At 71.6% G+C, this 24,518-nt stretch carries 24 protein-coding genes; 11 read left to right on the forward strand and 13 right to left on the reverse strand.

The window, feature by feature from the left end; genetic code table 11:
- The first annotated feature begins 11 nt into the window (after positions 1–11).
- Together DFR74_RS06625 and DFR74_RS06630 are read left to right on the forward strand one after the other, a co-directional pair.
- Positions 12–644 (forward strand): TetR/AcrR family transcriptional regulator, encoded by a 633-nt coding sequence (locus DFR74_RS06625; RefSeq protein WP_067502277.1) that lies wholly within the window; start codon positions 12–14, stop codon positions 642–644.
- 289 nt (positions 645–933) lie between these two features.
- Positions 934–1,500, forward strand: coding sequence for a dihydrofolate reductase family protein (locus DFR74_RS06630; protein ID WP_067502342.1), 567 nt, complete (start codon positions 934–936; stop codon positions 1,498–1,500).
- A 119-nt stretch (positions 1,501–1,619) separates the two neighbouring features.
- Here DFR74_RS06630 and DFR74_RS06635 read toward each other — a convergent pair whose 3' ends face one another.
- Positions 1,620–2,525: a 3-methyladenine DNA glycosylase gene (locus tag DFR74_RS06635; protein WP_067502340.1), complete on the reverse strand. Its 906-nt coding sequence runs from the start codon at positions 2,523–2,525 to the stop codon at positions 1,620–1,622.
- A 159-nt stretch (positions 2,526–2,684) separates the two neighbouring features.
- Positions 2,685–4,505, reverse strand: a complete 1,821-nt coding sequence (locus DFR74_RS06640; protein WP_067502274.1) for an ABC transporter ATP-binding protein — start codon at positions 4,503–4,505, stop codon at positions 2,685–2,687.
- A gap of 79 nt (positions 4,506–4,584) precedes the next feature.
- On the opposite strand from DFR74_RS06640, the gene DFR74_RS06645 reads away from it, so the two are divergent.
- The gene (locus tag DFR74_RS06645) at positions 4,585–4,989 is read left to right on the forward strand and encodes a MarR family winged helix-turn-helix transcriptional regulator (protein ID WP_232331593.1); all 405 of its coding nucleotides are present in this window, start codon (positions 4,585–4,587) and stop codon (positions 4,987–4,989) included.
- Positions 4,990–5,020: 31 nt separating this feature from the next.
- On the opposite strand, the gene DFR74_RS06650 is transcribed toward DFR74_RS06645, so the two are convergent.
- The 10 genes from DFR74_RS06650 to DFR74_RS06695 all read right to left on the reverse strand — a co-directional run bounded on the left by DFR74_RS06650 (position 5,021) and on the right by DFR74_RS06695 (position 17,417).
- Complete coding sequence (locus DFR74_RS06650; RefSeq protein WP_067502265.1) at positions 5,021–6,085, reverse strand: hemolysin family protein; 1,065 nt, start codon at positions 6,083–6,085, stop codon at positions 5,021–5,023.
- Complete coding sequence (locus DFR74_RS06655) at positions 6,078–7,454, reverse strand: hemolysin family protein (protein ID WP_067502329.1); 1,377 nt, start codon at positions 7,452–7,454, stop codon at positions 6,078–6,080. The genes DFR74_RS06650 and DFR74_RS06655 overlap by 8 nt, the downstream gene beginning before the upstream one ends.
- A 230-nt stretch (positions 7,455–7,684) precedes the next feature.
- Positions 7,685–9,121 carry a GuaB1 family IMP dehydrogenase-related protein gene (locus DFR74_RS06660; RefSeq protein WP_067502263.1) on the reverse strand — a complete coding sequence of 479 codons (1,437 nt, stop codon included), beginning with the start codon at positions 9,119–9,121 and terminating at the stop codon, positions 7,685–7,687.
- 501 nt (positions 9,122–9,622) lie between these two features.
- Positions 9,623–10,468, reverse strand: coding sequence for a DMT family transporter (locus DFR74_RS06665; protein ID WP_067502326.1), 846 nt, complete (start codon positions 10,466–10,468; stop codon positions 9,623–9,625).
- Between the two features lie 774 nt (positions 10,469–11,242).
- Positions 11,243–12,772, reverse strand: a complete 1,530-nt coding sequence (locus tag DFR74_RS06670; RefSeq protein WP_067502261.1) for a DEAD/DEAH box helicase — start codon at positions 12,770–12,772, stop codon at positions 11,243–11,245.
- Positions 12,773–12,871: 99 nt separating this feature from the next.
- Entirely contained in the window at positions 12,872–13,813 is a 942-nt protein-coding gene (locus DFR74_RS06675; protein WP_067502259.1) for a M56 family metallopeptidase, read from the reverse strand.
- A 79-nt stretch (positions 13,814–13,892) separates the two neighbouring features.
- On the reverse strand, positions 13,893–14,285 hold the full coding sequence (locus DFR74_RS06680) for a BlaI/MecI/CopY family transcriptional regulator (protein ID WP_067502256.1): 393 nt from the start codon (positions 14,283–14,285) through the stop codon (positions 13,893–13,895).
- Between the two features lie 36 nt (positions 14,286–14,321).
- On the reverse strand, positions 14,322–15,218 hold the full coding sequence (locus DFR74_RS06685) for an ABC transporter ATP-binding protein (RefSeq protein ID WP_067502253.1): 897 nt from the start codon (positions 15,216–15,218) through the stop codon (positions 14,322–14,324).
- Complete coding sequence (locus DFR74_RS06690) at positions 15,215–16,330, reverse strand: FecCD family ABC transporter permease (RefSeq protein ID WP_407675032.1); 1,116 nt, start codon at positions 16,328–16,330, stop codon at positions 15,215–15,217. Before DFR74_RS06690 ends, DFR74_RS06685 begins: the two co-directional genes overlap by 4 nt.
- Before the next feature lie 40 nt (positions 16,331–16,370).
- Positions 16,371–17,417 carry a FecCD family ABC transporter permease gene (locus tag DFR74_RS06695; protein ID WP_067502250.1) on the reverse strand — a complete coding sequence of 349 codons (1,047 nt, stop codon included), beginning with the start codon at positions 17,415–17,417 and terminating at the stop codon, positions 16,371–16,373.
- Positions 17,418–17,509: 92 nt separating this feature from the next.
- Here DFR74_RS06695 and DFR74_RS06700 point away from each other — a divergent pair, with 92 nt between their 5' ends.
- The 8 genes from DFR74_RS06700 (at position 17,510) to DFR74_RS06735 (ending at position 23,904) form a co-directional block, all read left to right on the forward strand.
- On the forward strand, positions 17,510–18,265 hold the full coding sequence (locus DFR74_RS06700; protein ID WP_067502244.1) for a hypothetical protein: 756 nt from the start codon (positions 17,510–17,512) through the stop codon (positions 18,263–18,265).
- A gap of 83 nt (positions 18,266–18,348) precedes the next feature.
- A complete protein-coding gene (locus tag DFR74_RS06705; RefSeq protein ID WP_067502242.1) occupies positions 18,349–19,053 on the forward strand; it encodes a response regulator transcription factor in 705 nt (234 codons plus the stop codon).
- Positions 19,050–20,084 (forward strand): sensor histidine kinase, encoded by a 1,035-nt coding sequence (locus tag DFR74_RS06710; RefSeq protein ID WP_067502239.1) that lies wholly within the window; start codon positions 19,050–19,052, stop codon positions 20,082–20,084. Before DFR74_RS06705 ends, DFR74_RS06710 begins: the two co-directional genes overlap by 4 nt.
- A gap of 615 nt (positions 20,085–20,699) precedes the next feature.
- Positions 20,700–21,146, forward strand: a complete 447-nt coding sequence (locus tag DFR74_RS06715) for a PaaI family thioesterase (RefSeq protein WP_228788440.1) — start codon at positions 20,700–20,702, stop codon at positions 21,144–21,146.
- Positions 21,147–21,254: 108 nt separating this feature from the next.
- Complete coding sequence (locus DFR74_RS06720; protein WP_067502236.1) at positions 21,255–21,809, forward strand: YbaB/EbfC family nucleoid-associated protein; 555 nt, start codon at positions 21,255–21,257, stop codon at positions 21,807–21,809.
- A 119-nt stretch (positions 21,810–21,928) separates the two neighbouring features.
- The gene (locus DFR74_RS06725) at positions 21,929–22,255 is read left to right on the forward strand and encodes a type VII secretion target (RefSeq protein ID WP_113974993.1); all 327 of its coding nucleotides are present in this window, start codon (positions 21,929–21,931) and stop codon (positions 22,253–22,255) included.
- Positions 22,252–23,199 (forward strand): WXG100 family type VII secretion target, encoded by a 948-nt coding sequence (locus DFR74_RS06730; protein WP_067502228.1) that lies wholly within the window; start codon positions 22,252–22,254, stop codon positions 23,197–23,199. Before DFR74_RS06725 ends, DFR74_RS06730 begins: the two co-directional genes overlap by 4 nt.
- A 39-nt stretch (positions 23,200–23,238) precedes the next feature.
- The gene (locus tag DFR74_RS06735) at positions 23,239–23,904 is read left to right on the forward strand and encodes an O-methyltransferase (protein ID WP_067502223.1); all 666 of its coding nucleotides are present in this window, start codon (positions 23,239–23,241) and stop codon (positions 23,902–23,904) included.
- Here DFR74_RS06735 and DFR74_RS06740 read toward each other — a convergent pair.
- The gene (locus DFR74_RS06740; RefSeq protein ID WP_067502220.1) at positions 23,901–24,479 is read right to left on the reverse strand and encodes a 3'-5' exonuclease; all 579 of its coding nucleotides are present in this window, start codon (positions 24,477–24,479) and stop codon (positions 23,901–23,903) included. The genes DFR74_RS06735 and DFR74_RS06740 overlap by 4 nt on opposite strands.
- Positions 24,480–24,518: the final 39 nt, after the last annotated feature.

Raw genomic sequence — 24,518 nt, forward strand, 5'->3', positions numbered from 1 at the left:
AGCCTGTCCGCATGGACAAGAGGGTGCAGCGCGGACTTCGATCGCGACAGATCATTCTGGACCGGGCGATGAACATCGCCTCGGTGGAAGGACTGGAAAGCCTGTCCGTGCGGCGCCTGGCCACTGAACTCGAGATCAGCAAGAGTGGTGTCTTCGCGCAGTTCGGGTCCAAGGAGGAGCTGCAACTGGCGACGGTGCGGGCCGCGATCGATGTGTTCTCCGCCCGGGTGATCCGCCCGGCCATGAGGGTGCCCGCCGGGATCCGGCGGGTCAGGGCGCTGTCCGAATCATGGATGGACTACGCGCGACAGCCTGTATTCGAAGGCGGCTGCTTCTTCATCTCGGTGGCGCCCGAATTCGACACCCGCCCCGGACGAGTCCGCGACGCTCTGGCCGCGGCCCGCCGCGACTGGCACACCCTCTACACGACCACTGTCACCGAGGCCCAGCAACTGAGCGAGATACACCCCGGCATCGAGGCGGCCGACCTGGCCTTCGAACTCGACGCGATCGCCCGTATCGCCGCCGAGGACGCCGCTTTGCTCGACGACTACCCGCGATACGACCGAGCCCGGCGGATCATCGCGAACCGCCTGCGCGCGGCGGCGACCGATCCAGCGGCACTCGACCGCGACCTGCACTGACAACCGGGCCAAGGAAGCCGGGGTGATGCCCCGCAGCCACGATCGGGAGCCGGCGATGGGAACCGCTGGCCCAATCGTATGACCGGCCCGCGATGCTTCCCCGACCATGGGTGGCGTGCCCGTGCGGTGGGAGTGGCCGGCAGCGGGCCGCGTTGTCACGGGAGATTGCCGGTGGCGCGGGTGACGGGGTCGGCCAGGTACGGAGTATTCGACGAAGGTGTCACCCCCGGCCGGCCGTAGTTCGCGTGGCGTCGCGATGAATTCCGCGCTCGGGCGCAGTCTGGTCTATATGGGCAGACTCATCTATGGCTTCACCGTCTCGGTCGACGGGTACATCGCGGACGCGCGGGGCAGTATCGACTGGTCCGATCCGAGCGACGAGCTCCACCAGTACTGGAACGACTTCGAGCGGGAGACCGCGCTGTCGTTCTACGGGCGGCGGCTCTACGACCTGATGTCCGCGTACTGGCCGACCGCCGACCAAGCTCCGGACGCCACGCCGCTGATCGTCGACTTCGCCCGAATCTGGCGCGACATGCCCAAGGTCGTGTTCTCACGCACCTTGGAGTCGGTCGACTGGAACTCCCGCCTGGAACGCGGCGACCCGGTGGAGGTGGTGCGGAGGCTGAAAGCCGAGACCGACGGCCAATTGGAGGTGGCGGGTGCGACGCTGGCCGCACCGATCGTGCGGGCCGGACTGGTGGACGAGTTCCGGATCGTGATCGCACCCACGGCGGTGGGCGGCGGCATACCGTTCCTTCCGACCCTGCCGTCGTGGATCCCCCTGCGACTGCTGGAGAACCGCACCTTCCCCGGCGGGACAGTTCTCCTGCGTTACGAGGCGATACGCGAATGAGCGGACACGCGGGCTCACGCCGGCCGCGATAGCCACAGGCGCGACCGGCACCCGTCGCTCCTGTCGATTCGGGACGCTCGCGCGCGATCGGTTCGGTGTACGTGGGTGTGCGCTGGCGCTCAGCGCGAGTGGGCTGGGAGGTGGGTGAGGAGGTGTTCGCAGTGAGCGAGCAGCTGCGCGCGCAATTCCGCCGCGCGGTCGGCGAGCTCGGATTGCGTGCGGACGTATTCGGCTCGGCCGGTGGGGGTTTCGATGGGGACCGGGGTGTAGCCGTAGGCGGTGAGGTCGTAGGGGCTGGCGCGCATGTCGAGTTCGCGAGCGGCGCAGGCTAGGTCGAAGCAGTCGAGGAGGAAGTTCGAGGGGATCAGGGGGACCAGTTTGAAGGTCCACTTGTACAAGTCCATGTTGGCGTGGAGGCAGCCGGGTTGTTCGGTGGCGACCTGGTTTTCGCGGGTGAGGGGGGTGGCGTTGCGGCCGACGGCGTCGGGGGTGAAGAAGCGGTAGGCGTCGAAGTGGGTGCAGCGCAACGCCATTGATTCGACTACCGCGTCGGTGCCCGCGCGGCCGAGGCGCAGCGGCACTGTGCGGTGGCGGACCTCGTCGGTGTGGTAGACCATCGCCCACTCGTGGAGTCCGAAGCAGGACAACCGGGGTGGGCGGGATGCGGTGGCGCGCAACAGTTTCGCGATGAATTCGAGAGTGCCCGCGCGGCGTTCCAGGTACTCCGGGTCGGGCGCGAACACATCGGGCTCGCCCACTCGGTGGTACCCGCGCGTGCCGTCGTACTCCCGCGCCTCCGCGAGCGCGTTCCCGATACCCGGATGCCAGCGCCGCAGCTGCGCGGGCTTGTGGCCGTAGTAGGTGAACAGGAAGTCGATCACCGGGTGGGTGGTCCCCGCCGCCCGCCGCTCGAGATACGGCCCGGCGAGCCGATCGAACCGCTCCCGGTACGCGGCCGCCGCGGCCCGCCACTCGACCGGCGAGAGTACTCGCGGGTCGTGTCCGGGATCGTCGTGCGTGCTCACCGGACCATTCTCCCGCACCGGCCTCGGGTGGCCGCTCTGCCCCCGGACCTCGGTGTTCGGCCCGGCGGAACTGCCCGACGCACTGGCGAATTCGTATCGCAGGGGCCGGGCACAACGAAGGCGTGTGCCGGGGTCGAGCTGGTCCGGTGGCATCGGTACTCAGGCCGCCACGGCCTCGGCCGCCCCCTCGAGCCGGGCGTACCGTCCTCCTTCGGCGATCAGCGACGCGTGGTCGCCGCGTTCGACCACGCGCCCACCGTGCAGGACGGCGATCTGGTCGGCGTCGCGGATGGTGCTGAGCCGGTGGGCGATCGTGATGACCGTGCGGCCCCGCGCCACCACGTCGATGGCGGCCTGCACCGCGCGCTCGGTCTCGTTGTCGAGGGCGCTGGTGGCCTCGTCGAGGACCAGGACGCGCGGGTCGCGTAAGAGGGTGCGGGCCAGGGCGATGCGTTGCTTCTCGCCGCCGGAGAATCGGTGGCCGCAGGCGCCGACCACGGTGTCGTAGCCCTGGGGGAGGGCGGTGATCAGGTCGTGGATCTGGGCGGCGCGGGCCGCGCGTTCGATCTCGGCGTCGGTGGCGCCGGGCTCGGCGTAGCGGAGGTTCTCGCGGATGGTGGTGTGCAGCAGATAGGACTCCTGCGAGACCACGCCGACGATGCGGGCGAGGGTGGCCGACGGCAGGTCGCGGACGTCGACGCCGTCGATGGTCACCCGGCCGCCGGTGGTGTCGTGCAGCCGCGCGACCAGTGAGGCGAGGGTGGTCTTGCCCGACCCGGTCTCGCCGACCAGTGCCAGCGTCGAACCGGGAGGGACGACGAGCGATACGCCGTCGAGCACATCGGGGCCGGTGGGGTCGTAGCGGAAGCTGACGTCCTCGAACTGGACTTCGCCCGTGACGTCGCGCGGGTCGAGGTGGACCGGCCGGGCGGGCTCGTCGATCTCGACCGGGAGGTCGAGGTAGCCGAAGATCCGGCTGAACAGCGCCATCGAGCTGGTGACCTCGACACCCACGTCGAGCAGGCCCATCAGCGGCCGGAACAGCGCGGATTGCAGGGTGGTGAAGGCGACCAGGGTGCCGATCGTCATGCCGCCGCTGGTCGCGGGGAATCCGGCGGCGAGGTAGATGAGGGCGGGGATCGCCGCGAAGACGATGTTCATGGTGGCCATCCGCCAGCGGCCCGCGAGGCGCGAGCGCACCTCGAGGCCGACCAGGTCGCGCGAGGTCTTCTCGAAGTGGGCGCCGGTGAGCGGGCCGGTGCCGAGTGTCTTGCCCAGCAGCACGCCGCTCACCGACAGTCCCTCCTCGACCTGGCCGTGCAGGTCGGCGAGGCGGCGCTGGCGTGCGGCGGTGAGGTCGCGGCGCAGTACGGCCACGCGCCGGGTCAGCCAGATCGCCGGCGGCAGCACGACGAGCGACAGCAGCGACAGCCGCCAGGACAGGACGGCCATCGCCACGGCGGTGCCCGCGACGGTGGTGATATTGCCGGCGAAGGTGGTCGCGGTGGTGGTGACCACCGACTGCATGCCGCCCACGTCGTTGATCAGGCGCGATTGGACTTCGCCGCCGCGGGTACGGGTGAAGAACGCCGTCGACTGCCGCTGCAGGTGGCGGAACACGTCGGTGCGCAAGGTGTGCATGACCTGCTGGCCGACGGTGGTGGAGATCAACGTCTGGACGACGCCGAGCACCGCGGTGATCACGGTGACGGCGAGGATGCCGCCCACCGCCCAGAGCAGCAGCGTGACGTTCTGGTGGGGCAGCGCGTCGTCGATCACCAAGCGCAGCAGGAACGGTGAGGCCAGGCTGATCGTCGACGCCGCGACGATCAGGACGGTCAGCACCGTGAGCTGAAGTGTGTAGGGCGCGAAGAGCGCGGCGATCCGGCGCAGGGAGACGGGCGACTCGCGCAGCTGCGCGCGGTCGGCCGGGTCGAGGCGGCGGGCACGGCCGCCGCGGGGAGATTCGTTGTCGTTCACAGGCAAACCCCCTCGGGTTGTGCGTTATGCTGAGGTTACCTCACTATCCGGTTAGGTAAACAAACGGAGAGGCGGATTTGTGCCCGACACCGAGAGCGAGCTCCTGATGCAGGTGGCCAGGACGCTGCGCCGGCGCTGGGCGGCGGCATACGCGCCGCTGGGGTTGACCCCGCACCAGGCCCGCGCGATGCGGGTGATCGGTGAGCACGACGGGGTGCGGCTGTCCGCGATCGCCGAGGCGTTGCGCATCAGCCCTCGGTCGGCGACGGAGGTGGTGGACGCGCTGGAGGTGGCCGGATTGGTCACGCGCAGGCCCGATCCGACGGACCGTCGCGCGACGCTCGTCGCGGTGACCGAGAGGGGTGGGCGGACACTGGGCACCTTGTCCGAGGCCAGGGCGAAGGAAGCCGATGAGTTCTTCGGGCAGCTCAGCGGTCGTGAGCGGGCGGTGTTGCGCGACATCCTCGGCAAGCTCGCCGGCTGAGTTGCGCGCGACCGCGCGGAGGCGGTTTCGACTACTCCGCGTTGCGGTGGGTGGTGTCGCGCACCGTGCCGACGAACTCCTCGACCAGGTCCTCCAAAGCGACGATCCCGATCGTCGTGCCGCGCGGGTCCACGACCCGCCCGAGATGGCTGCTGGTGCGGCGCAACCGGGCGAGCGCCTCGAACAGCTCGGCGCTCGCGCTGAGCGTGGGCAAGGGGCGGATGTCGGTGCGGGGGACGGGGGTTCGCGGCCCGGCGGATTCGTCGGCGACCTTGTCGAGCACGTCTTTCACATGCAGGTAGCCGACCAGTGAGCCGTCGCTCGCGCGCACCGGGTACCGGGAGAAGCCGGTCTCGGAGACGGCGGTCTCGATATCGCCGAGGGTGGTGCCGTCGCCGCGCAGCGGCACCGAGCGGGTGACGGCCAGCGGCACCATCACGTCGGCGACCACGCGATCGGAGGTGCCCAGCGCCTGGGTGAGGCGGCGGTGCTCCTCCTCGTCCAGCAGTCCCTCCGACCGGGATTCGCCGATCATCTCCGCCAGTTCCACGCTGGAGACCGTGGCCTCGAGCTCGTCCTTGGGCTCGATGCGCAGCATCCGCAAGGTCAGGTTCGCCGCCAGGTTGTAGAACGCGATCAGCGGGCGCGCCAGCCGCAACCACACCAGGTGCGCCGGCACCAGCAGCAGCGCGGTGCGCTCCGGACCGGCCAGCGCGATGTTCTTCGGGATCATCTCGCCGAGCAGGATGTGCAGGATCACCACGATGGTCAGCGCGATCGCGAACGACACCGGATGCAGCAGCTGATCGGGCAGTCCGACCAGGGCGAACGGCTGCTCCAGCAGGTGCGCGACCGCGGGCTCGCCGACCCGGCCCAGCAGGATCGAGCAGATGGTGATGCCGAGCTGCGCGGCCGCCAGCATCATCGACAGGTTCTCGCCCGCCTTGATCACCGTGGTCGCGTTGCGTTTGCCTTGTGCCGCAAGCGCTTCCAGGCGGTCGCGGCGCGCGGAGATGAGCGCGAACTCCGCGCCGACGAAGAACGCGTTGCCCGCCAGCAACACCACCGTGAGCAGCACGCCGAACAGATCACCCATGGCGGGGCTCCCCGCCGGTGCGCACGGCCAGCTCCGCGGGCGAGACCGGGATCAGCCGCACGCGGTCGATGCGGCGGCCGTCCATGCGTTCGACCCGCGCGATCCACCCGCCCGCGCCGTCGCCCTCGTGGTGGGCGGGCTCGGGCAGCAGCACCTCGTCGCCGAGGCCGGGGATGCGGCCGAGCTGGGTGAGCACCAGGCCGCCGAGCGTCTCGTACTCGCCCTCGGGCGCGTCGTAGCCGGTGGCGCGCGACACCTCGTCGACGCGCAGCAGGCCGGAGCAGTCCCAGCCGTCGGCGACGCGGCGCACGTCCCGCTCCTCCTCGTCGTGCTCGTCGCGTACGTCGCCGAGGATCTCCTCGATGATGTCCTCCATGGTGAGCATCCCGGCGGTGCCGCCGTATTCGTCCACCACCAGCGCGACCTGCATGCCGTCGGCGCGCACGCGCTCGAGCACCGCGTCGCCGTCCAGGCTGGCCGGCACGATCGGCACCGGTTTGGCCAGAAAATGCAGGGGCACGCGCCGGCGCACCGCCGCCGGATGGGTGAATGCCTGTTTGACGTGCACCACGCCGAGCGTGTTGTCCAGATCGCCGTCGATAACGGGGAACCGGGAGAAACCGGTGCGACTCGCGGCGGCGAGCAGGTCGCCGATGGTGTCGGACCGGTCGAGGGCTTCGATCTTCACCCGCGGTGTCATGAGCTCCTCGGCGGTGCGCTCGCCGAACTGCAAGGACCGGTCCACGATCAGCGCGGTGCGCTGGTCGAGCGCGCCGCGCTGCGCGGAGGTGCGCACCAGCGAGCCGAGTTCCTGCGGGGAGCGCGCCGAACGCAGCTCCTCGGTGGGTTCCACGCCCAGTCGGCGCACCGCCCAGTTCGCGGTGCCGTTGAGGAAGTGGATCATCCCTTTGAACACCACCGAGAACGCGACCATCGGGCCCGCCGTGGTGCGTGCGGTCGCCATCGGCTCGGCGATCGCGATGTTCTTGGGCACCAGTTCGCCGTAGATCATCGACAGCGAGGTGGCCAGTACGAGCGCCAGCGCCAGCGCCACGCCGGTGGCGGCGCCCGTGCCCAGCCCGACGGCCGCCAGCGGCGGGGTGAACAGGCGCGCGAGCACGGGTTCGGCGATATAGCCGGTGATCAGCGTGGTGATGGTGATGCCGAGTTGGGCGCCGGAGAGCTGGAACGAGAGCGTGCGGTGCGCGCGGCGCACCATGCGGGCGCGCACGTCGCCCTCGCGGGCGTGCGCCTCGACGGTGCTGCGTTCCAGTGCGGTGAGCGAGAATTCGGCCGCCACGAACAGCGCGGTGCCCGCAGTGAGCGCGACGAAGCCGACCAGGCTGAGCACGGTGAGGACGGTGGACACGCCGGTCACCGCCCCTGAATCGCACAGGGAGAGCCACAACGGCGGCGGCGCGCGGCGAGAAGGAAGGCGCCGGGTCGGTCACCCGGCTCGGTAGAGGAGCCCTCCTGAGCGGCGCCCTCGGACGCGGGTGACAACGGGGTCCTTTCGGCGTGCGGGAACGGTTGCCGGACACCGCCGGCAACCGTCATGTTACCGGCCCGCGCACTCGCTCGCGCGGGCCGGTGGCGCGCTCACCACCCGCCGGGCAGCGGGCGCCCTTCGGCGAATCCGGCTGCGGACTGCACGCCCAGCACGGCCTTGTCATGGAACTCGGTGAGCGTGCGCGCGCCCGCGTAGGTGCACGCGCTGCGGACGCCGGAGCAGATGTGGTCGATGAGGTCCTCGACGCCGGGGCGTTCGGGGTCCAGCCGCATCCGCGAGCTGGAGATGCCCTCCTCGAACAGCGCCTTGCGGGCGCGGTCGAAACCGCTGTCGGAGGCGGTGCGGGCGGCGACGGCGCGCTTGGACGCCATGCCGAAGCTCTCCTTGTAGGCGTTGCCGTCGCGGTCGACGCGCAGGTCGCCGGGCGATTCGTAGGTGCCGGCGAACCAGGAGCCGATCATCACGTTGGACGCGCCCGCCGCCAGCGCCAGCGCCACGTCGCGGGGGTGGCGCACGCCGCCGTCGGCCCACACGTGTTTGCCGAGTTCCTTTGCGGCGGCGGAGCATTCGGCCACCGCGGAGAACTGGGGGCGGCCCACGCCGGTCATCATGCGGGTGGTGCACATGGCGCCGGGGCCCACGCCGACCTTGATGATGTCGGCGCCCGCCGCCACCAGGTCGCGGGTGCCCTGCGCGGACACCACGTTGCCCGCCGCGAGCGGCACGCCCAAGCCGAGATCGGCGACGGCGCGCAGGGCCTCCAGCATCTTCGCCTGGTGGCCGTGCGCGGTGTCGATGACGAGCAGGTCGGCGCCCGCGTCGACCAGGGACTTGGCCTTGGCGGCCACGTCGCCGTTGATGCCGACGGCGGTGGCGACGCGCAGCTTGCCGCCCGCGTCGACGTTGGGCTGGTAGATGCCCGCGCGGATGGCGCCGGTGCGGGTCATCACGCCGGCCAGCGCACCGTCGGCGTCGGTGAGCACGGCCAGGTGCGCGTGCGCGGCCTCGAGCAGGTCGAACAGCTCGCGCGGCGAGGTGGTGGCGGGTGCGGTGACGAAATCGGCGGCGGCCACGTCGCGCAGACGGGCGAAGCGGTCGACGTCGGCGCAGGCGGCCTCGGTGACCACACCGACCGGCTTACCCGCCTCCACCACGACCACCGCGCCGTGCGCGCGCTTGTGCATGAGCGCGACGGCCTCGGACACCGAACGCTCCGGGTCCAGCGTGACGGGGGTGTCGGCGGTGAGCGAGCGGCTCTTGACGAAGGCGATGGTGTCGGCGGCCGCGCTGATCGGCAGATCCTGGGGGAGCACCACGATGCCGCCGCGACGCGCCACGGTCTCGGCCATGCGCCGGCCCGCGACGGCGGTCATATTGGCCACGACGATCGGAATGGTGGTGCCGGAACCATCGACGGTCGACAGATCGACGTCGAACCGCGACGCCACATCCGTCCGATTCGGGACGAGGAAGAGGTCGTCGTAGGTCAGGTCGTACGGCGGCTGATGTCCGGGGAGAAACTGCACTTGACCCATGCTAACCGGTCGGTGGGAGTGGTGTGGGATTCCGGGTGGGGGCGAGGCAGTCGAGCCGTGCGGTGCGGGGCATGGGACAACCGTGTGCCGAGCAGTCGGCGGTGTGGCGATCGAGACATCTCCGCGGACGAGCGGCCGACGGGTCGGTCCAGATCGGCACGCCCGCCGTCGGCGCCGGCCTGGCGGCAGGTGAGTGCGGCCCGGTCGGCGCGGTGCAGCTTGTCGGGGGCGCGGCGTCCGAGCGGGCGTGGGGACGAGGTGGGTCCTAGACGGCTGCCTGTCGACCGTGGCGATCGGGCGGTGTCGCCGCGCGGCAAGAACCCCTGGGTGAATGCCGCCTGTCGTGGACCAGACCTGCGCCACCGGGTGGCCGTCCGCATCTATCGTCGACTTGGCTGGCATGGCCTTCCAACCAGATCCCGGCGCCGGACGCTACTGCCCCTCGCCGGCTCGGCACTCCTGGCGGCGGTCCAGCGGTGAGGGCGGGTGCGCTCACTCCTCGGCTTGGGCGCGGGAGAGGCGGATTGTGGTGGCGCACATGATGATTACGGCGCTGACGGTGATCGCGAGCCCGAGGGTGTCGGTGCGGAGGTGTTCGCCGAGGACGGTGAGGCCGAGGAAGGCGGCGGCCATGGGTTCGGCGATGGTGGCGGCCGGCAGGGAGGAGGCGAGGGGGCCCGCCTGGTAGGCGCGCTGGCTGAGGTAGAGGCCGACGGCGCCGGCGAGCACCAGCGCCCAGGTCTGCCAGCTGGTGACGACGGTGCCGATGCCCTCGGTGAACAGGTCGGTGACGTGGGTGGTGAGGGCGGCGGCGATGCCGAAGAGCGCACCGCTCGCCGCGCCGAGCAGCAGCGCCTTGCGGCCCGGCGCGGCGGACGTGCGGGCCAGGACTGTCGCCGCCGCGACCAGCGCCAGCAGCACGGTGAAGGGAACGATCCAGTGCGCGGCCGCCGCCGTGGTCTCACCCGCCGACGGGTTGCCCACCACGAGGAAGCACACCAGCGCCGCGACCAGCGCCAGCGCGGCGGCCCAGGTGCGCGCGTCGATGCGGGTGCCGTTGAGCCAGGCGGCGAGCGGCAGCGCGAAAACCAAGGCGCTCACCAGGATCGGCTGCACGAGCAGCACGGTTCCGAAGGCGAGCGCCGCGACCTGCATGCCGTAGCCGCCGGCGTCCCCGACGATGCCCGCCCACCACCGCGGACTGCGCAGCAGCCCCCGCACCAGCGACGCCTCGCCCGGCACGGCCGCAGCCGCCCGCTGCTGCGTCACCGACGCGACCGCGAACAGCGCCGCGGCCAGCAGGGCGAACACGACGGCGAGAGCGGGATCGTGCGGCACGTGCACCAGTTTGCTACCGGATAGCGCCCCCGCGACACGCCGCGCGCCGAACACGGACTCCTACCGTGCATCCCGGGCGTGTCGCGAAGGCGGCGGGGCGCACCTGGAGTGCGGCACGGCCCCGCACGAGCGCCGGATCACGCTGCGGGGGAGTGCGGAGGAGGTGGCCGCCCATTGTCGGCCGCGCCGCGGAGTACCCACCGTGATACCCGCAGACCACGGAGAGCCGGTGCTGATTCGGACACCCAATGCGCCGAACGGTCCGCGCAAAGGTGCCCCGTTTCGCGCGCCGCGGTGGTCCGCGTCCGGAGCCTCGCGGACTCGCCTCGGTGGTCCACTTGCCCCGGTCGGATACGACCCGGAGCCCCGCAGCGCCGTGGTCCAGGTGTTCGTCTCGGCCTCGGAACGACACCGGCCAGGCCCCACACGTCGATTCCAACTCGCTGCCGGCGGGCGCATATCGATCGCGGGTCAGCTCCTGCGGCTGGACCGGGCCCCGAGCGGTTGGCCTCCAGCTCAGTTCGTGTGGCTTGGACTGGGCCCGCGAGGTTGTGCCGAGCTCAGCTCGTGCGGCCTGGACTCAGCCCGAGTGGCTGGACTCGGCTCGCGCGGCGCGGACCCGGACTGCACGGCCCCGGCCCGCGCGGTGGGGACCCAGCCCGGGAGGCTGGGCCCCAGCTCAGCTCGTGCTGCCCGGACTCAGCTCGAGCGGCTGGCCCAGATCGCGTGGCCCGGACACGGCCCGCACAGTTGGGACCCAGCTGCTGCCCGAACTCAGCTCGCGCGACGGCGGGACGCCGAGGCGGTGTGGCGCCTACCGCCCCCATCGCGCGACGCCACACGCGAGGCGCCCGGCGCACCCTCGGCCCGGCGAGCGGAGCGACGGGCGGGAGACGCGGCGTGCGCGCCGTCGCGGGACGTGGCCGTCTCGGAGCGGGTGCGGGTTCCCGCCGCGCCCTCGGTGCGCCGGCCGGATTCGCGCCTGCGCGGGGAATCCGTTGCGTGACGGGTGGATTCGGCGGCGCGCTGCGCCGAACGCGGACCACGCCCGCGACCACCGCTGCGGCCGGGGGTCTGGGTGCGCGACGGCGCGGTGGGCGCGGGTGCGGTGGGGGCCGGGACCGCGACGCCGGACGGTTCCCGCGCGCCGGTGATCGCGGCGAGCCGGGGATCGCCGGGCCGGATGTCGACACCGGAGATGTCGACGCCCGCCTTGCGCGTCATCTTCTCCACGTCGGCGCGCTCGTCCTCGGTGACCAGAGTGACGACCACGCCGTCCTCACCGGCGCGCGCGGTGCGACCGGCGCGGTGCAGGTAGGCCTTGGATTCGGCGGGCGGGTCGGCGTGCACCACGAGGGAGATGCCGTCGACGTGGATCCCGCGCGCCGCGACGTCGGTGGTGACCAGCACGGGGACCGAGCCGTCGGCGAACGCGGCCAGCGTGCGGGTGCGGTTGTTCTGCGCCTTGCCGCCGTGCAGCGCGCCCGCGGCCACACCGGAGGCGCGCAACTGCTTCGCGAGCCGGTCGGCGCCGTGCTTGGTGCGCACGAACAGGATCGTCAGCCCGTCGCGCGCCGCGATCCGCTCCAGCACGGCCCGCTTGTCGGCCTTGCGGACGAACAGCAGGTGGTGGGTCATGGTCGACACCGAGGCCGAGGGCGGCGCGGTGGAGTGGGTGACCGGCGAACGCAGGTAGCGCTTGACGAGCTTGTCGACCTCGCCGTCCAGCGTGGCCGAGAACAGCAGGCGCTGACCGTCTTTGGGCGTGCGGTCGAGCAGTTTGACGACCTGGGGCAGGAAGCCCATATCGGCCATGTGATCGGCCTCGTCGAGGGCGGTGATCCGCACGTCGCTGAGGTCGGCGCTGCCTTGCAGGATCAGGTCCTGGAGGCGGCCCGGGGTGGCGATGAGCAGGTCGACGCCGCGCGCCAGGCGGTCGGCCTGGCGCTTGATCGGCGCACCGCCCACCACCGAGGCCACGCGCAGCCCGAGGGCCAGCGCGGGCTCGTCGAGCGCGCGCTCGATCTGGGTGGCCAGTTCGCGGGTGGGCACGAGCACCAGCCCGCGGGGGCGCCGCGGCTTGGCGGGATTGCCCGCGAGGCGCACCAGCATGGGCAGCCCGAAAGCGAGGGTCTTCCCGGACCCGGTCGGACCGCGGCCGAGCACGTCCTTGCCCGCGAGGGCGTCCGGCACGGTCGCGGCCTGGATCGGGAACGGGGCGTCGATGCCGGCGTTGCGCAAGGCCTGGACGAGGGGGACGGGCAGACCCAGATCCGCGAAGGTGACGGTGGGCGAGGAGGTCAAGTGGTGCCTTTCGACGAGGTGCGCGCATCCCTGCGCGGCAACCCCGAGGCGGGGTCGAGCGAAGAAGCGCCCGAACGGGTGCCCGGCGGCGACGCCGGGTCAGTAGTGGCGGAACAGCCGACTGAGTTCGACCAGCCAGGGTACCGCGACAGCGAGGGTCGGAACCACCAGGATGGCGACCGAACCGAGATACGCGGCCGCCGCGATGCGGATATCACCGACGCGTCCGCTGAGACGCTGGATACGGATCAGGGTGGTCGGCCCGCCCGCGGCGAGCGCACCCTGCGGCGCTGTCGACTTGGCACACGCTACCAGGGCGCGGGCCAGCGGCTTGGGTCCGGTGACCTTGACGGCCGAATCGTCGGCGAGCAGTTCTATGAGCAATTTCACCGAACCGAGCGCCGCCTTGCTGCGGACCACGCGCGGGAACGCCTCGTGCACGGCGGTGAACGCCTCGAGCACGAGGTCGTGGCGGGCGCGCAGATGCGAGCGCTCGTGGCTGACGATGGCGGTGATCTCGGCGTCGTCCAGATTGGTGAGCGTGCCCTCGCTGAGCACGACGCGCTGGCGCAGCCCGGGCAGGCAGTAGGCGATGGGTTCGGTGGCCGCCAGCACGCGGATGTCGTTGGCGCGCCTGCGCGGGCCGCTCTGGTCCAGCAGGTCGACCAGCATGCGGTGGCGGGCGCGGCGGCGGCGGGTGTGCACGCCGACGCGGATCACCGAGAAGATCAGGCGCGCGCCGATGAACAGGGTGAGCGCGAAGACCGTGACGTAGGCGATCCAGAGCGGGAGACCGAGTGCGTCGATCTCGCTGGTGGGGGAGGTGGTCGGCCGTCCGTCGGGGCCGGGGACCAGCAGCAGCGAGGCGATGGCCAATCCGGAACCGAAGGCGCTCAGCACGGCGGCGAGCGCGATGGCCTGCCACAGCACGAGGGCGGCGCGGGGGGTCCGGTACGGCCATTCGGCACGGCTGAGCAACGCGGGTGCGGGCCCCGCGAGAAGCAGCGCGAGACCGGCGAAGACCGGCGCTGTTGCGTTCATCGACTCAGCTCACTGCGTTGTGGGACCGGTGCCTCACGGCTCTGTGAGACCCCGGGGGCCGTCCTGGCCGCCCCCGATACTACTTGGGCGGCGGCTGGTCGCCGTCGGACGCCTCGAGCTTGGCGAGTGCCTCGCGTAGCGCGTCCGCTTCGTCGGGTCCGACCTGCTCCACGAAATGCACCAGGGCCGCGGCGCGGCTGCCCTTCTCCTCCGCCTGTTGCAGCGCGTCGAACATGAGCGAGGCCACCAGCTCGTCGCGGGTGTGCACGGGCGCGTAGCGATGCGCGCGGTCGTCGCGCCGCTGGACCACGAGGTTCTTCTTGGCCAGCCGTTGCAACACGGTCATCACCGTGGTGTACGCGAGTTCGCGGCGTGCGGCGAGTGCTTCGTGCACCTGCCGGACGGTCTGCGGTTCGTCGCTCGACCACAACTGGTCCATGACCGCTTTCTCGAGTTCACCGAGTCCTGCCATCCCTCAAGCTTACGGACCCAACGACACAAATGCGTACTACACCTTGTCGTAACTGTCCGGTAGCTGTGTGGCGTTCGTCATACCCGGGGTCGCGGCGGTATCGGGCCCGCCCGGCCGGTCGCGCACATGCCGTGCGCCGATGGGCACGATCATGGGCCGCCCGGACATCGGGTCCTCGAGCACGGTGGCCTCCAGCCCGAACACCTCCAGCAGCAGTTCGGCGCTGACGATGGCGGCCGGGCCGCCCTTGGCGACGATCCGACCGTCGCGCATGACGATGAGCTCGTCGCTGTAGCGGATGGCGAGGTTCAGATCGTGCAGCACCATCACGACGGTGCGGCCGAGATCCGCGTGCAGCCGGTCGACCAGGTCGAGCACCTCGAGCGAATGCGCCAGGTCCAAATAGGTGGTCGGCTCGTCCAGCAGCAGGATGTCGGTGCCCTGGGCCAGCGCCATGGAGATCCAGGCGCGCTGGCGCTGCCCGCCGGACAGTTCGTCCAGCGCGCGGTCGGCCAGGTCGGCGATGCCGGTCTGGGTGAGCGCCTCGGTGACCTCGGACTCGTCGGAGTCCGACCATTGCCGCAACCACGACTGGTGCGGGTGGCGCCCGCGCGCCACCAGGTCGGCGACGGTGAGACCTTCGGGGGCCGCCGGGGTCTGCGGCAGCATGCCGATGACGCGCGCCACCTCTTTGGTCTTCATCGACGAGATCGCCTTGCCGTCCAGCACGACCGAGCCCTCCCTGGGGCGCAGCAGCCGGCCGAGCGAGCGCAGCATGGTGGATTTGCCGCAGCCGTTGGGCCCGATGACGGTGGTGATCACGCCCGGGGTGATGTCGACGCTGAGCCCGTCGACGATGACGCGCTCGCCGTAGCCGAGGGTGACGTTCTGCGCGGTGAGCTGATGCGCGGCGGCGGGGGTGGTGACGGTCATGACAGGGTCGCCTTCCGGTTCAGACGCACGAGCAGATACAGCAGGAACGGTCCGCCCATCACGGCGGTGACGATGCCGACGGGCAGCGCCGCCGGGAAGAGGGTGCGCGCGGCGGCATCGGCCCCGACCACCAGGATGGCGCCGATCAGCGCCGAGCCGATCAGCGGTTCGCCCGGGGTGCGCAGTACGCGGCGCGCGATCTGCGGCGCGGCCAGCGCGACGAACGCGATGGGCCCGGCGGCCGCCGTCGCCACCGAGGCCGCGATCACCGACGAGCCGATGAGGATGCCCTGCTGGGTCTGGATGCGCACGCCCAGCACGCGGGTGGTCTCGTCGCCGAGGCGCAGCGCGGCGAGCTGGCGGGCCGAGCCGATGGCGACGGCGGCCACGACCGCCAGCGCGATCGCGGCGGGCACCAGCTGCGTCGCGCCCGCCGAATTCAGCGACCCGTTCAGCCAGAGCTGGGCGCGGGCGGCGTCCTGCCAGGTGGCGCGGGTGAGGACCCAGTTGATGCCGGCCAGGGCGAGGGCGTTCACGCCGACGCCGATGAGGATCAGCCGCAGTCCGGTGGTGCCCCGCGCGCCGGACACGGTGCGCCCCCACGCCAGGACGTAGATCAGCGCGGCGGTGAGCAGGCCGCCAAGCAGCGCGGCCAGCGGTGCGCCGATGCTCGCGGCGAAACCGGTGGTGGCGCCGCCGCTGAGCACCAGCACCGCGACCGCGCCCAGGCTGGCGCCGGAGGTGATGCCGAGCATGTCGGGGCTGGCCAGCGGGTTGTGCAGGATCGACTGGGTGATCGCGCCCGCGAGCCCGAGCGCCGCGCCGACGACGACGGCGGTGAGCGCGCGGGGCAGCCGCGACTCCACGATGATGAACCGCTGCGCGCGCGAGCCGCCGCCACCGAGCACGTCCAGCACGCGCCCGAGCGGGATGTGCGTCTCGCCGACGGCGATGTCCACGCAGAACAGCAGGAACACCACCCCGACGAGCGCGAGTGTGATCGAAAACATGGTCGGCCGCAGCACCAGCGACACCGGACCGATGCGCAGGGCGGGGCGCACTCGTCGCACGGCGGCCGAATCCTCGGGCCCGGTCTTCACCAGAATGCTCACCGCGCGCCTCGCTCCCCGGCGCGGCCGTGTGTTCGGAATCTCACAGGTTCACCAGCTTTCGACGGCGCACGAGCGCGAGGAAGAAAGGCGCGCCGAGGGCGGCGAGCATCACGCCGACCTGGAGTTCGCCCGGGCGGGCGACCAACCGCCCCAGCGTATCGGCCAGGATCAGCAGCAACCCGCCGATGAGCCCGGAATACGGGACCAGCCAGCGGAAATCGGGCCCGGTGATCATCCGGGCGATGTGCGGCACGATCAGGCCGAGGAAGGCGATGGGCCCGACCGCGGCGGTGGCCGCCCCGCACAGCAGCACCACGGCCGTGAAGCCCAGCGCGCGGCTGCGGCCGATATTGACGCCGAGCCCGCGGGCCACGTCGTCGCCGAGGCTGAGCAGGTTCAGGCCGGGCGCGGCGGCGACGGCGAGCAGCAGGCCGAGTCCGAGGAAGGGCAGCACCTGCCAGAACACCTGCGCGTCGCGTCCGGCGACGCTGCCGACCACCCAGAAGCGGTAGGTGTCCAGCGCGGTCGCGTCGGTGATGATGATGGCGTTCGTCAAGGCCTGCAGAAACGCCGTCATGGCGGCGCCCGCCAGCACCAGGCTCAGCGGACTCGCCTTACCGCCGCCGATACTCGACGCCGCGAACACCGCGAGCCCGGCCAGCAGCGCGCCCGCGAAGGCGAACCAGATGTACTGCTCGGGCGAGGTGAACGCGAACAGGTACATGCTCAGCGCCGCCAGGAACGCCGCGCCGGAGTTGAGGCCGAGCAGGCCCGCGTCGGCCAGCGGATTGCGGGTGTAGCCCTGGATGAGCGCGCCGGTGATGCCCAGCGCCACGCCCGTGACCAGCGCGAGGACGGTGCGCGGCAGGCGCAGCGAGCGCACGATCTGTTCCTCGGTCGTCACCGCCGGACAGGTGAACATCCCGTCGGAGCAGCTCAGGGCGTGGTCCAGCGATTCGAACACCACGGCGGGGGAGATCGCGCGGGTGCCGAGCGCGATGCTTGCCACGGTCGCCACCGCCAGGAAGGCGAACAGCAGCAGGAGGCCGGTCAGACGTCGCCGCCGCACGGTGCCAATCGAATTCACGGCGACGAAGTTACTCCCGGCTCGGGTTGCTAGGTTGGGTAAGGCTAACCTATCTTGCGAACGGACCCCATGAGCGCACCCGAGGAGGTTCGATGCTCGAGCCACTACCCACCCGTTCGGTCCGCACGACCGATGTGGCGTTCACGCGCGCCGGTAACCGGCTGCGCGCGCTGCAACCCGACCACCCCCGGGTCTACGCCGTCGCGCCGATGAACGAGCAGGGCAAACGCCGCTGGTGGAAGCTGTCCGAAGGGCTGCGCGAGGGTCGCATCGAATTGATGTACCGCAGGCACGCCGCCGAGATGATCCGGGCCGACACGGCCGCCGAGGTGGTGGCGACCGCGCTGATCCACGCCGTGGTCGGCCGCGTCGCGGCGCTGCTGGTCGCGGAGGGCAAGGCCTGGGATCCGGGCCTGGAGAATCTCTGGATCCACAACGACAACGACGGCGGCATCGACTGGGCGGGCCTGGAGGACACCGCGATCCGCGTGATCGACGGCGACCACCTCGCCGGTGAACCCGGTGTGGTGACCCTGCCCTGCGAGCGCGCGATGTTCGTGTGGCTGGCACACCGCTGCGAGCCTTCGCTCTCGCTCATCCAGCACGGCCTGAGCCGGTGCTCGGGGCTGAGCGCGCGCCGGTTCTGGTCGCTGGTCGGCGAATCCCTCGTCGGTGCCGCCACCTACGTGCCCGAGCTCGCGCGCACCGACCGCGAGGACGGCGCCCGCCGCGGCCAAGGCCTGCTGCTCGCGATGGAGGAGCGCGGTCTGCCCGTGCGCCGCGCCGCGAACGTGGTGTCGCTGGACGTGTCCCGTTCACCCCGGCCGGGTACCCTGCGCGCTGGCTGAAACGGCCGAGCCCGGCGCCCGGCGCCGAGCCCGGGCCACCGCGAGGGTGGCCGCGGGTGCTCGGCGTGCGAGCGAGGAGGGCGATGACCACGCGGTTGCTGATCGTGGAGGACGACGACCGGGTGCGGGCCGCGCTGCGGCTGGCCATGGAGGACGAAGGCTACGACGTGACCGAGGCCGAGGCCGCGGAGAGCGCCCTGGATCACGTGCGTGACCACGGGGCGCCCGATCTGATGATCATCGACCTGGTGCTCGACGGGATGGACGGCTTCACCTGCATCCGGGAGATCCGCCGCGACCACGAGGTGCCGATCATCGTGGTCAGCGCGCGCGACGACACCCACGACGTGGTGGCCGCCCTGGAGGCGGGTGCCGACGACTTCGTCACCAAGCCGTTCGAGGTCAAGGAGATCACCGCGCGCATGCGGGCCCTGCGCAGGCGCGCCGGCCTGACCGCCGAGCGGGAGGCCTCGCAGGATGTCGTGCTGGACGCCGCGCGGCACCTGGTGCTCTCGCCGCAGCGCGGTGCCGTCCAGCTGGCGGGCGAGGATCTGCACCTGACTCTGACGGAGTTCCGGCTGCTGTCCGAACTCGCCGAGAACCCCGGCTTCGTGCTGAGCCGCCCGGTGCTGCTGGAACGAGTGTGGGATCGCGGCTTCTTCGGCGACGAGCGCATCGTCGACGTGCACCTGCGCCGCCTGCGCACCAAGATCGAACAGGACCCCTCGGATCCACGGCTGGTCGTCACCGTGCGCGGGCTCGGCTACCGGCTCGATGTCCAGGCGTGAACGCGCCGGAATCGGGCGGCGGTGAGGTCGGGCGGGCACGCCCGGTCTGGCGGCCGCGCAGTCTGCGCGGGCGGGTGGTGTTCGCGTTCGCGCTGAGCGCGTGCCTGGTGGCGCTGGTGCTGGTGGTCACCATGCTGCTGGCCGGGCGCGACTACCTGCTGATCTGCGGTCTGGTGGCGGCGGGAATCGGTGCGGCGCTGGGCATGTGGGTCAGCAGGCACGCGCTGGACCCGCTGCGCCAGGTGGCGCGCACGGCCGCGCGCATCTCCTCGGGTGAGCACGAGATCCGGCTGCCCGCCACCGACGACCGGGACCTGTCGGTCACCGTGGACGCGTTCAACGCCATGGTGGACGACCTGCAGGACCGGATCCGGCGCGAGCGCAGGCTGGTCTCCGACATCGGCCACGAATTGCGCACGCCGCTCACGACGTTGACCGCGAGCGTGGCGGTGCTCGCCCGCCACGCGGACGATCTGCCCGAACGTCCCCGCCGGGCACTGGATCTCGTCACCGCCGAGGTGGACCACCTGCGGCAGTTGCTGGAGGATCTGCTCGCGCTGGCGCGCGCCGAGGCGGGCATCCACCGCTCCGATGTGGAACCGCTCGCGCTGCGCGAGCTGCTCACCCACACCCTCGCCGTGCGGGGCCTGGACGCCACGCTGCTGCACGTGATCGACGAGGTGGTGGTCGAGGGCCGGAAACTGGAACTGGAACGCGCCGTGGGCAATCTGGTCGACAACGCGGTGCGCCACGGGGCGGGCGTGGTGGCCGTGTACGCCGCGCGCGACGGCGAGCACGCGGTGATCACCGTGGACGACGCCGGTCCGGGCGTGCCCGCGGCCGACCGCACCCGGATCTTCGAGCGTTTCGCGACCGTGCGCACCGGACGCGGGACCGCGTCGGGCACCGGCATCGGACTCGCGCTCGTCGCGGAAACCGTTGCGGCGCATCGGGGGAGGATCGAGTGCCGGGGGCGTACCGGCGGCGGCGCGCGGTTCGTGCTGCGGCTGCCCCTCATAGCTGGGGCATGAAGCGCCGGTCGGGTGCGGAGCGGCGGTCGACGCGCTCCGGCGAACGCGTTGCCGCCGGGGACCCGTTGTCGGGGAGCTTGGCCCTCGGGCGTCTGACGCCCGAGGCGACGGTGCCGGAGGCCTACGCGACACGTTCGGCTCCCTCGGCGGGCCGGCGCGCGTGAGATGATCGCGTGCCCACCGTTCCGCGAGATGGTGGCGCCGGGGCCGATGCGCTCGCCGTTCGGCATCGGCGCGAAGGTGCCGGCGTGCGCGGAGCGGTCGCCATCAGCCGATCGAGAGGGAGCGGAGGGAGAAAAGAAAGCGGAGGGCCCCACCGTGGTGGAGCCCTCCGCGGCAGTGGACCGGGGTCGCCGCAGCCCTCGGGACCTCGCTCGATCCTGACGCCGGTTCTGAGTATAGGTCAGGCTTACCTAAGTTGACAACAGGTCGGATCGGACGGCGTGTCGGGCCGTGCGTGCGGCGCCGTGGCACGCGGATGCCACACCGGAAACCCTTGTTCACCAACGGGATCGGAGACATGCACGCGGTGTTTCCCGACCGTGGGTCACCGGTTCGGCCGCCCACGCCAGGGTCGGCGCGGCGATCCGGTTCGTCGGGTGTAAAGCTGGACCCATGACGGAACACGACAACGGCGACGTGCGCTCGATGGCCGACCTCACCCCGGAGCTCATGAACAAGGTCAGCGAGGGCACCTTCGCCGATCTGATCGGACTGCGCTACACCGAACTCGCACCGGACCGGGTGCGCGGTGAATGGGTCGTGAAGCCGCATCTCTACCAGCCCGCGGGCATCCAGAACGGCGGCGTCTACTGCACCGTCATCGAGACGCTGGCCAGCATCGGCGGCGGCATCTGGTACGGCGAGCGCGGCACCGTCGTCGGCGTCAACAACAACACCGACTTCCTGCGCGCCGTGCGCGAGGGCACCCTCACCGGCGAGGCCGTCCCGGTGCACCAGGGCCGCACCCAGCAGCTGTGGCAGGTCGTGATCACCGACGAGCAGCAGCGCGTCGTGGCGCGCGGCCAGGTGCGGTTGCAGAACCTGCCCGAGCGGGACTGACCCGTGCGTCCCGGCGAGCCGCGCGGCCGGTAAAGTTCCGGCGAACTCGGGGGCGGCGCATCGCTTTCCGGGACGACACCGCTGTCGCAAGCGTGGAAGGGGACGCGAATGCTGAGCAACGATCCGGCCCAGGCCGCCGACGATCTGGCCCGGTGGGCCGAGAATCTGCAGCGCACGGCCGAGAAGTACCAGGAACTGCACGGCCGGATGGCGGCCGTGTCGGTCACCGAGACCTCCGCCGACAACCGGATCAGTGTCACGGTGGACGCCAACGGCGTGACCACCGCCATCTCGCTGGCCCCCGCGACCCGCGGGATGGACCCGGCGGCGGTGGCGAGCGAACTCATGGCGTGCACCAAGCGCGCGCAGGCCAAGTTGCGCGTCCAGGTGACCGATATGGTGCACGCGGCGGTCGGCGACGACGCCGCGGGCCAGAGCATCGTCGGCCAGTACGCCGAGCGGTTCCCCGATGTGGCACCGGAGGCCCCGGCCGCGCCGCCCACCCCGCCCGAACCGGAATACACCCCGCCCGCCGCGTTCACGCCGCCGCCCCCGGCCGCGCCGGCCCCCGGCACCCGCAAGCCCGACCGGGACCACACCGTCACCCCGGACGAGCCGGACGACGACGACCTCTACTACCGCCGCAAATCCTGGCTGGAGTGATCGCCTCGAATTCGAGGGAACCGGATTCGACTCGGCGGCGTCCAAGTTCATAGGTCGTCGTCGGCGACCGCGCCGCCGCGGCGGCGTTCCGGGAACGAGGAGGGTGATCGTCCGTGGCGATGGCCGAGGTGAACGTCGACCCCGAGCGGGCGCGCGAGCACGCGAAACGGGTGGAGACCATCAGCGAGGGGTTGGCGCAGGCGCTGGAGGCCGCCGCCTATCTGGCACAGGCCGACGACGGGTACGGCCTGCTCGTCCGCCCCTACGCGCAGTCGATCCTGAACCCGAAGCACGAGGACATCGTCGCGGGCCTGCGCCACTACAGCGCCGCGGTCGCGGCGCTGCCGCAGAAGCTGCGCCAGGCCGCCGACGTGTTCGAGGAGCAGGACGCGGCGCGCAAGGGCGCCCTGGACAAGCAGCGCGCTCAGATCGGCGGTGCGGCGTGAGCGAGCAGACCCCCGTCGGCCGGTTCCTCAACGAGGCGCCGATCAGCGTGCCCAATCTGCTGTTCGACGACGCCGAACGCCCCGACAACGAGTTGCTGGAGGAGAGCACCGACTTCCGCGAGGAGTACTACCAGGAGCGGGCGTTCCTGCACAGCAACCTGGGCAAGCCCACCGGCGCCCAGGGCGAGGACGACGCGAACGCGGGCATCCTGTCCGGCACCGTCCTCGGCGACAGTTTCGAGGCGTTCCATCTGTTCACCAGCGGCGAGCAGCTCGACGGTGTGTTCAAGGCGTTCTCGGTCGCGTCCTCGGCGGTGAGCCTGGCTGAATCGATCGCAGGCGGCAAGTACCTGGATCCCTTCAACTTCCTGGGCGGCCAGCTGATGGGCTGGATGCTCGAGCACGTGGAGCCGATGCGCAAGGCGCTGGACTCGCTGGCGGGCAATCCCGGCATGGTCGAGGCGTATTCGAAGTCCTGGGAGAACATCGCCGAGCGCCTGAAGGAGGTGGCGAGCGCCTGGGACGCCGAGGTCGCGTCGGGCACCGCGGGCTGGACGGGGGAGACCGCGCTGGCCTACCGCACCCGCGCGGGCGAGTACATGAACTCGATCGGCGGCCTGGCCGCGCTCGCCGCGGTGCTGGGGACGCTGAACGAGAAGATGGGCAAGCTGGTCGAGGCGGTGCGCGGCGCGATCGTCGACATCCTCTCGGCGCTGGCCGGGCTGCTGGTGGAGGTCACCATCATCATCCTGGCGACGGTCGGCACCGGATCCTTCGCGGCGGCGGCGCGGGCGACCTTCGGCATCAGCGCGGCCAGCCTCCAGGTGTCGAATCTGTTGCGCAAGCTGTTTTCGGCGATCTTCGATCTGAAATCGCTGGCTTCGGCTGCCACGCAGGCCATCGCGGCGATCGTGCAGATCGAGCAGGTCTCGGCGACCGCGTGATCGGGGCCGGGCCGCGCCACCGGTGGCAGACTGCGGAGTATGACGACACCTGACTGGGCCGACGTGGACAGCTACCTGGTGGACCACCTGGTGCGCGATCCCGACACCGCCGCCGCGCTGGCGGCCAATGCCGCCGCGGGCCTGCCCGCGATCGATGTGTCCGCGGCACAGGGCAAGTTCCTGTCGCTGCTGGCGCGCTCGACCGGTGCGCGCCGGGTGCTCGAGATCGGCACCCTCGGCGGATTCAGCACCCTCTGGCTGGCGCGGGCGGTCGGCCCGTCCGGCCGGGTGGTGACGCTCGAATTCCAACCCGAGCACGCGAAAGTCGCGCGCGAGAACCTGGACCGCGCCGGCGTGGGCGAGCGGGTCGACATCCGGGTCGGCGCGGCGCTGGACAGCCTGCCCGTGCTGGAGGCCGAGGGCGGTGAACCGTTCGACCTGGTGTTCATCGACGCCGACAAGGTCAACAACTCCAACTACGTGAACTGGGCGCTGCGGCTCACCCGTCCCGGCGCGGTGATCGTGGTGGACAACGTGGTGCGCGGCGGCGCGGTGGCCGATCCGGCCTCGGCGGACCCGGCCGTGCGAGCCAGCCGGGAGCTCGTGGAACTGCTCGCCGCCGAACCGCGGCTGGACGCGACGGTGGTGCAGACCGTCGGCCAGAAGGGCTGGGACGGTTTCGCTTTCGCGGTGGTGTCCGGCTAGCGCACGCCGTCGGAAGTCACCCGCCACGCGCCGCGCTCGCGCAGCCGCAGCACGAGCGCGGCGATGTTCCACGCGTCGTCCTCGCCGCGGTGGTGGCGGCCCTCCAGCGGCAGCCCGGCGATCTCGAGCGCTTGCGCCATCCCCGGGCGGCGGCGCAGCCCGTGCGCCTCGGTGAACACGAGTTTGGCGTTGGTGTGCCGGGCGCCGAACGGGTAGGCGGTGCCGGTCGTGGCGCACTGCGCCGTGAACTGCTTGCGGTCGTAATCGCCCCAGCTGGCCCAGGGCCGCGCGCCGGCGTCGTGGTCGGCGGCGAGAATTCGGCAGGCCTCGGCGAAGGGCACCCCGCCGTCGACCTCGTCCTGCGTGAGTCCCGTGAGCTCGGTGCAGAACTCGCTCACCGCGCTGCGTTCGGGCCGAACCAGGATGCGGTGCTTGGCGATTCGCGCGCCCGCGCCGAGATCGACCACGGTGAGCCCGATTTCGATGATCTCGTGCGCGGCGCCCGCGGGCACCGGCCCGTCCCAGCACGTGGCCTCGACGTCGACCACGTTCAGCAGTCCGGTGTGTTCGGTCATGGGGCGCAGCGTAGGCGGCCGCGACGACCGCGCTCCACC

Origin of the sequence: Nocardia puris, assembly GCF_003315035.1 — a bacterium.
Classification (GTDB): domain Bacteria; phylum Actinomycetota; class Actinomycetes; order Mycobacteriales; family Mycobacteriaceae; genus Nocardia; species Nocardia puris.

Bases quoted from the DNA above. Each gene is read 5' to 3' on its own strand.
- DFR74_RS06625 (WP_067502277.1), top strand. From the start codon at position 12: ATGGACAAGAGGGTGCAGCGCGGACTTCGATCGCGACAGATCATTCTG.
- DFR74_RS06630 (WP_067502342.1), top strand. From the start codon at position 934: ATGGGCAGACTCATCTATGGCTTCACCGTCTCGGTCGACGGGTACATC.
- DFR74_RS06650 (WP_067502265.1), bottom strand. From the start codon at position 6,085: ATGGGTGATCTGTTCGGCGTGCTGCTCACGGTGGTGTTGCTGGCGGGC.
- DFR74_RS06675 (WP_067502259.1), bottom strand. From the start codon at position 13,813: ATGAACGCAACAGCGCCGGTCTTCGCCGGTCTCGCGCTGCTTCTCGCG.
- DFR74_RS06680 (WP_067502256.1), bottom strand. From the start codon at position 14,285: ATGGCAGGACTCGGTGAACTCGAGAAAGCGGTCATGGACCAGTTGTGG.
- DFR74_RS06685 (WP_067502253.1), bottom strand. From the start codon at position 15,218: ATGACCGTCACCACCCCCGCCGCCGCGCATCAGCTCACCGCGCAGAAC.
- DFR74_RS06700 (WP_067502244.1), top strand. From the start codon at position 17,510: ATGCTCGAGCCACTACCCACCCGTTCGGTCCGCACGACCGATGTGGCG.
- DFR74_RS06705 (WP_067502242.1), top strand. From the start codon at position 18,349: ATGACCACGCGGTTGCTGATCGTGGAGGACGACGACCGGGTGCGGGCC.
- DFR74_RS06715 (WP_228788440.1), top strand. From the start codon at position 20,700: ATGACGGAACACGACAACGGCGACGTGCGCTCGATGGCCGACCTCACC.
- DFR74_RS06720 (WP_067502236.1), top strand. From the start codon at position 21,255: ATGCTGAGCAACGATCCGGCCCAGGCCGCCGACGATCTGGCCCGGTGG.
- DFR74_RS06725 (WP_113974993.1), top strand. From the start codon at position 21,929: ATGGCCGAGGTGAACGTCGACCCCGAGCGGGCGCGCGAGCACGCGAAA.
- DFR74_RS06735 (WP_067502223.1), top strand. From the start codon at position 23,239: ATGACGACACCTGACTGGGCCGACGTGGACAGCTACCTGGTGGACCAC.
- DFR74_RS06740 (WP_067502220.1), bottom strand. From the start codon at position 24,479: ATGACCGAACACACCGGACTGCTGAACGTGGTCGACGTCGAGGCCACG.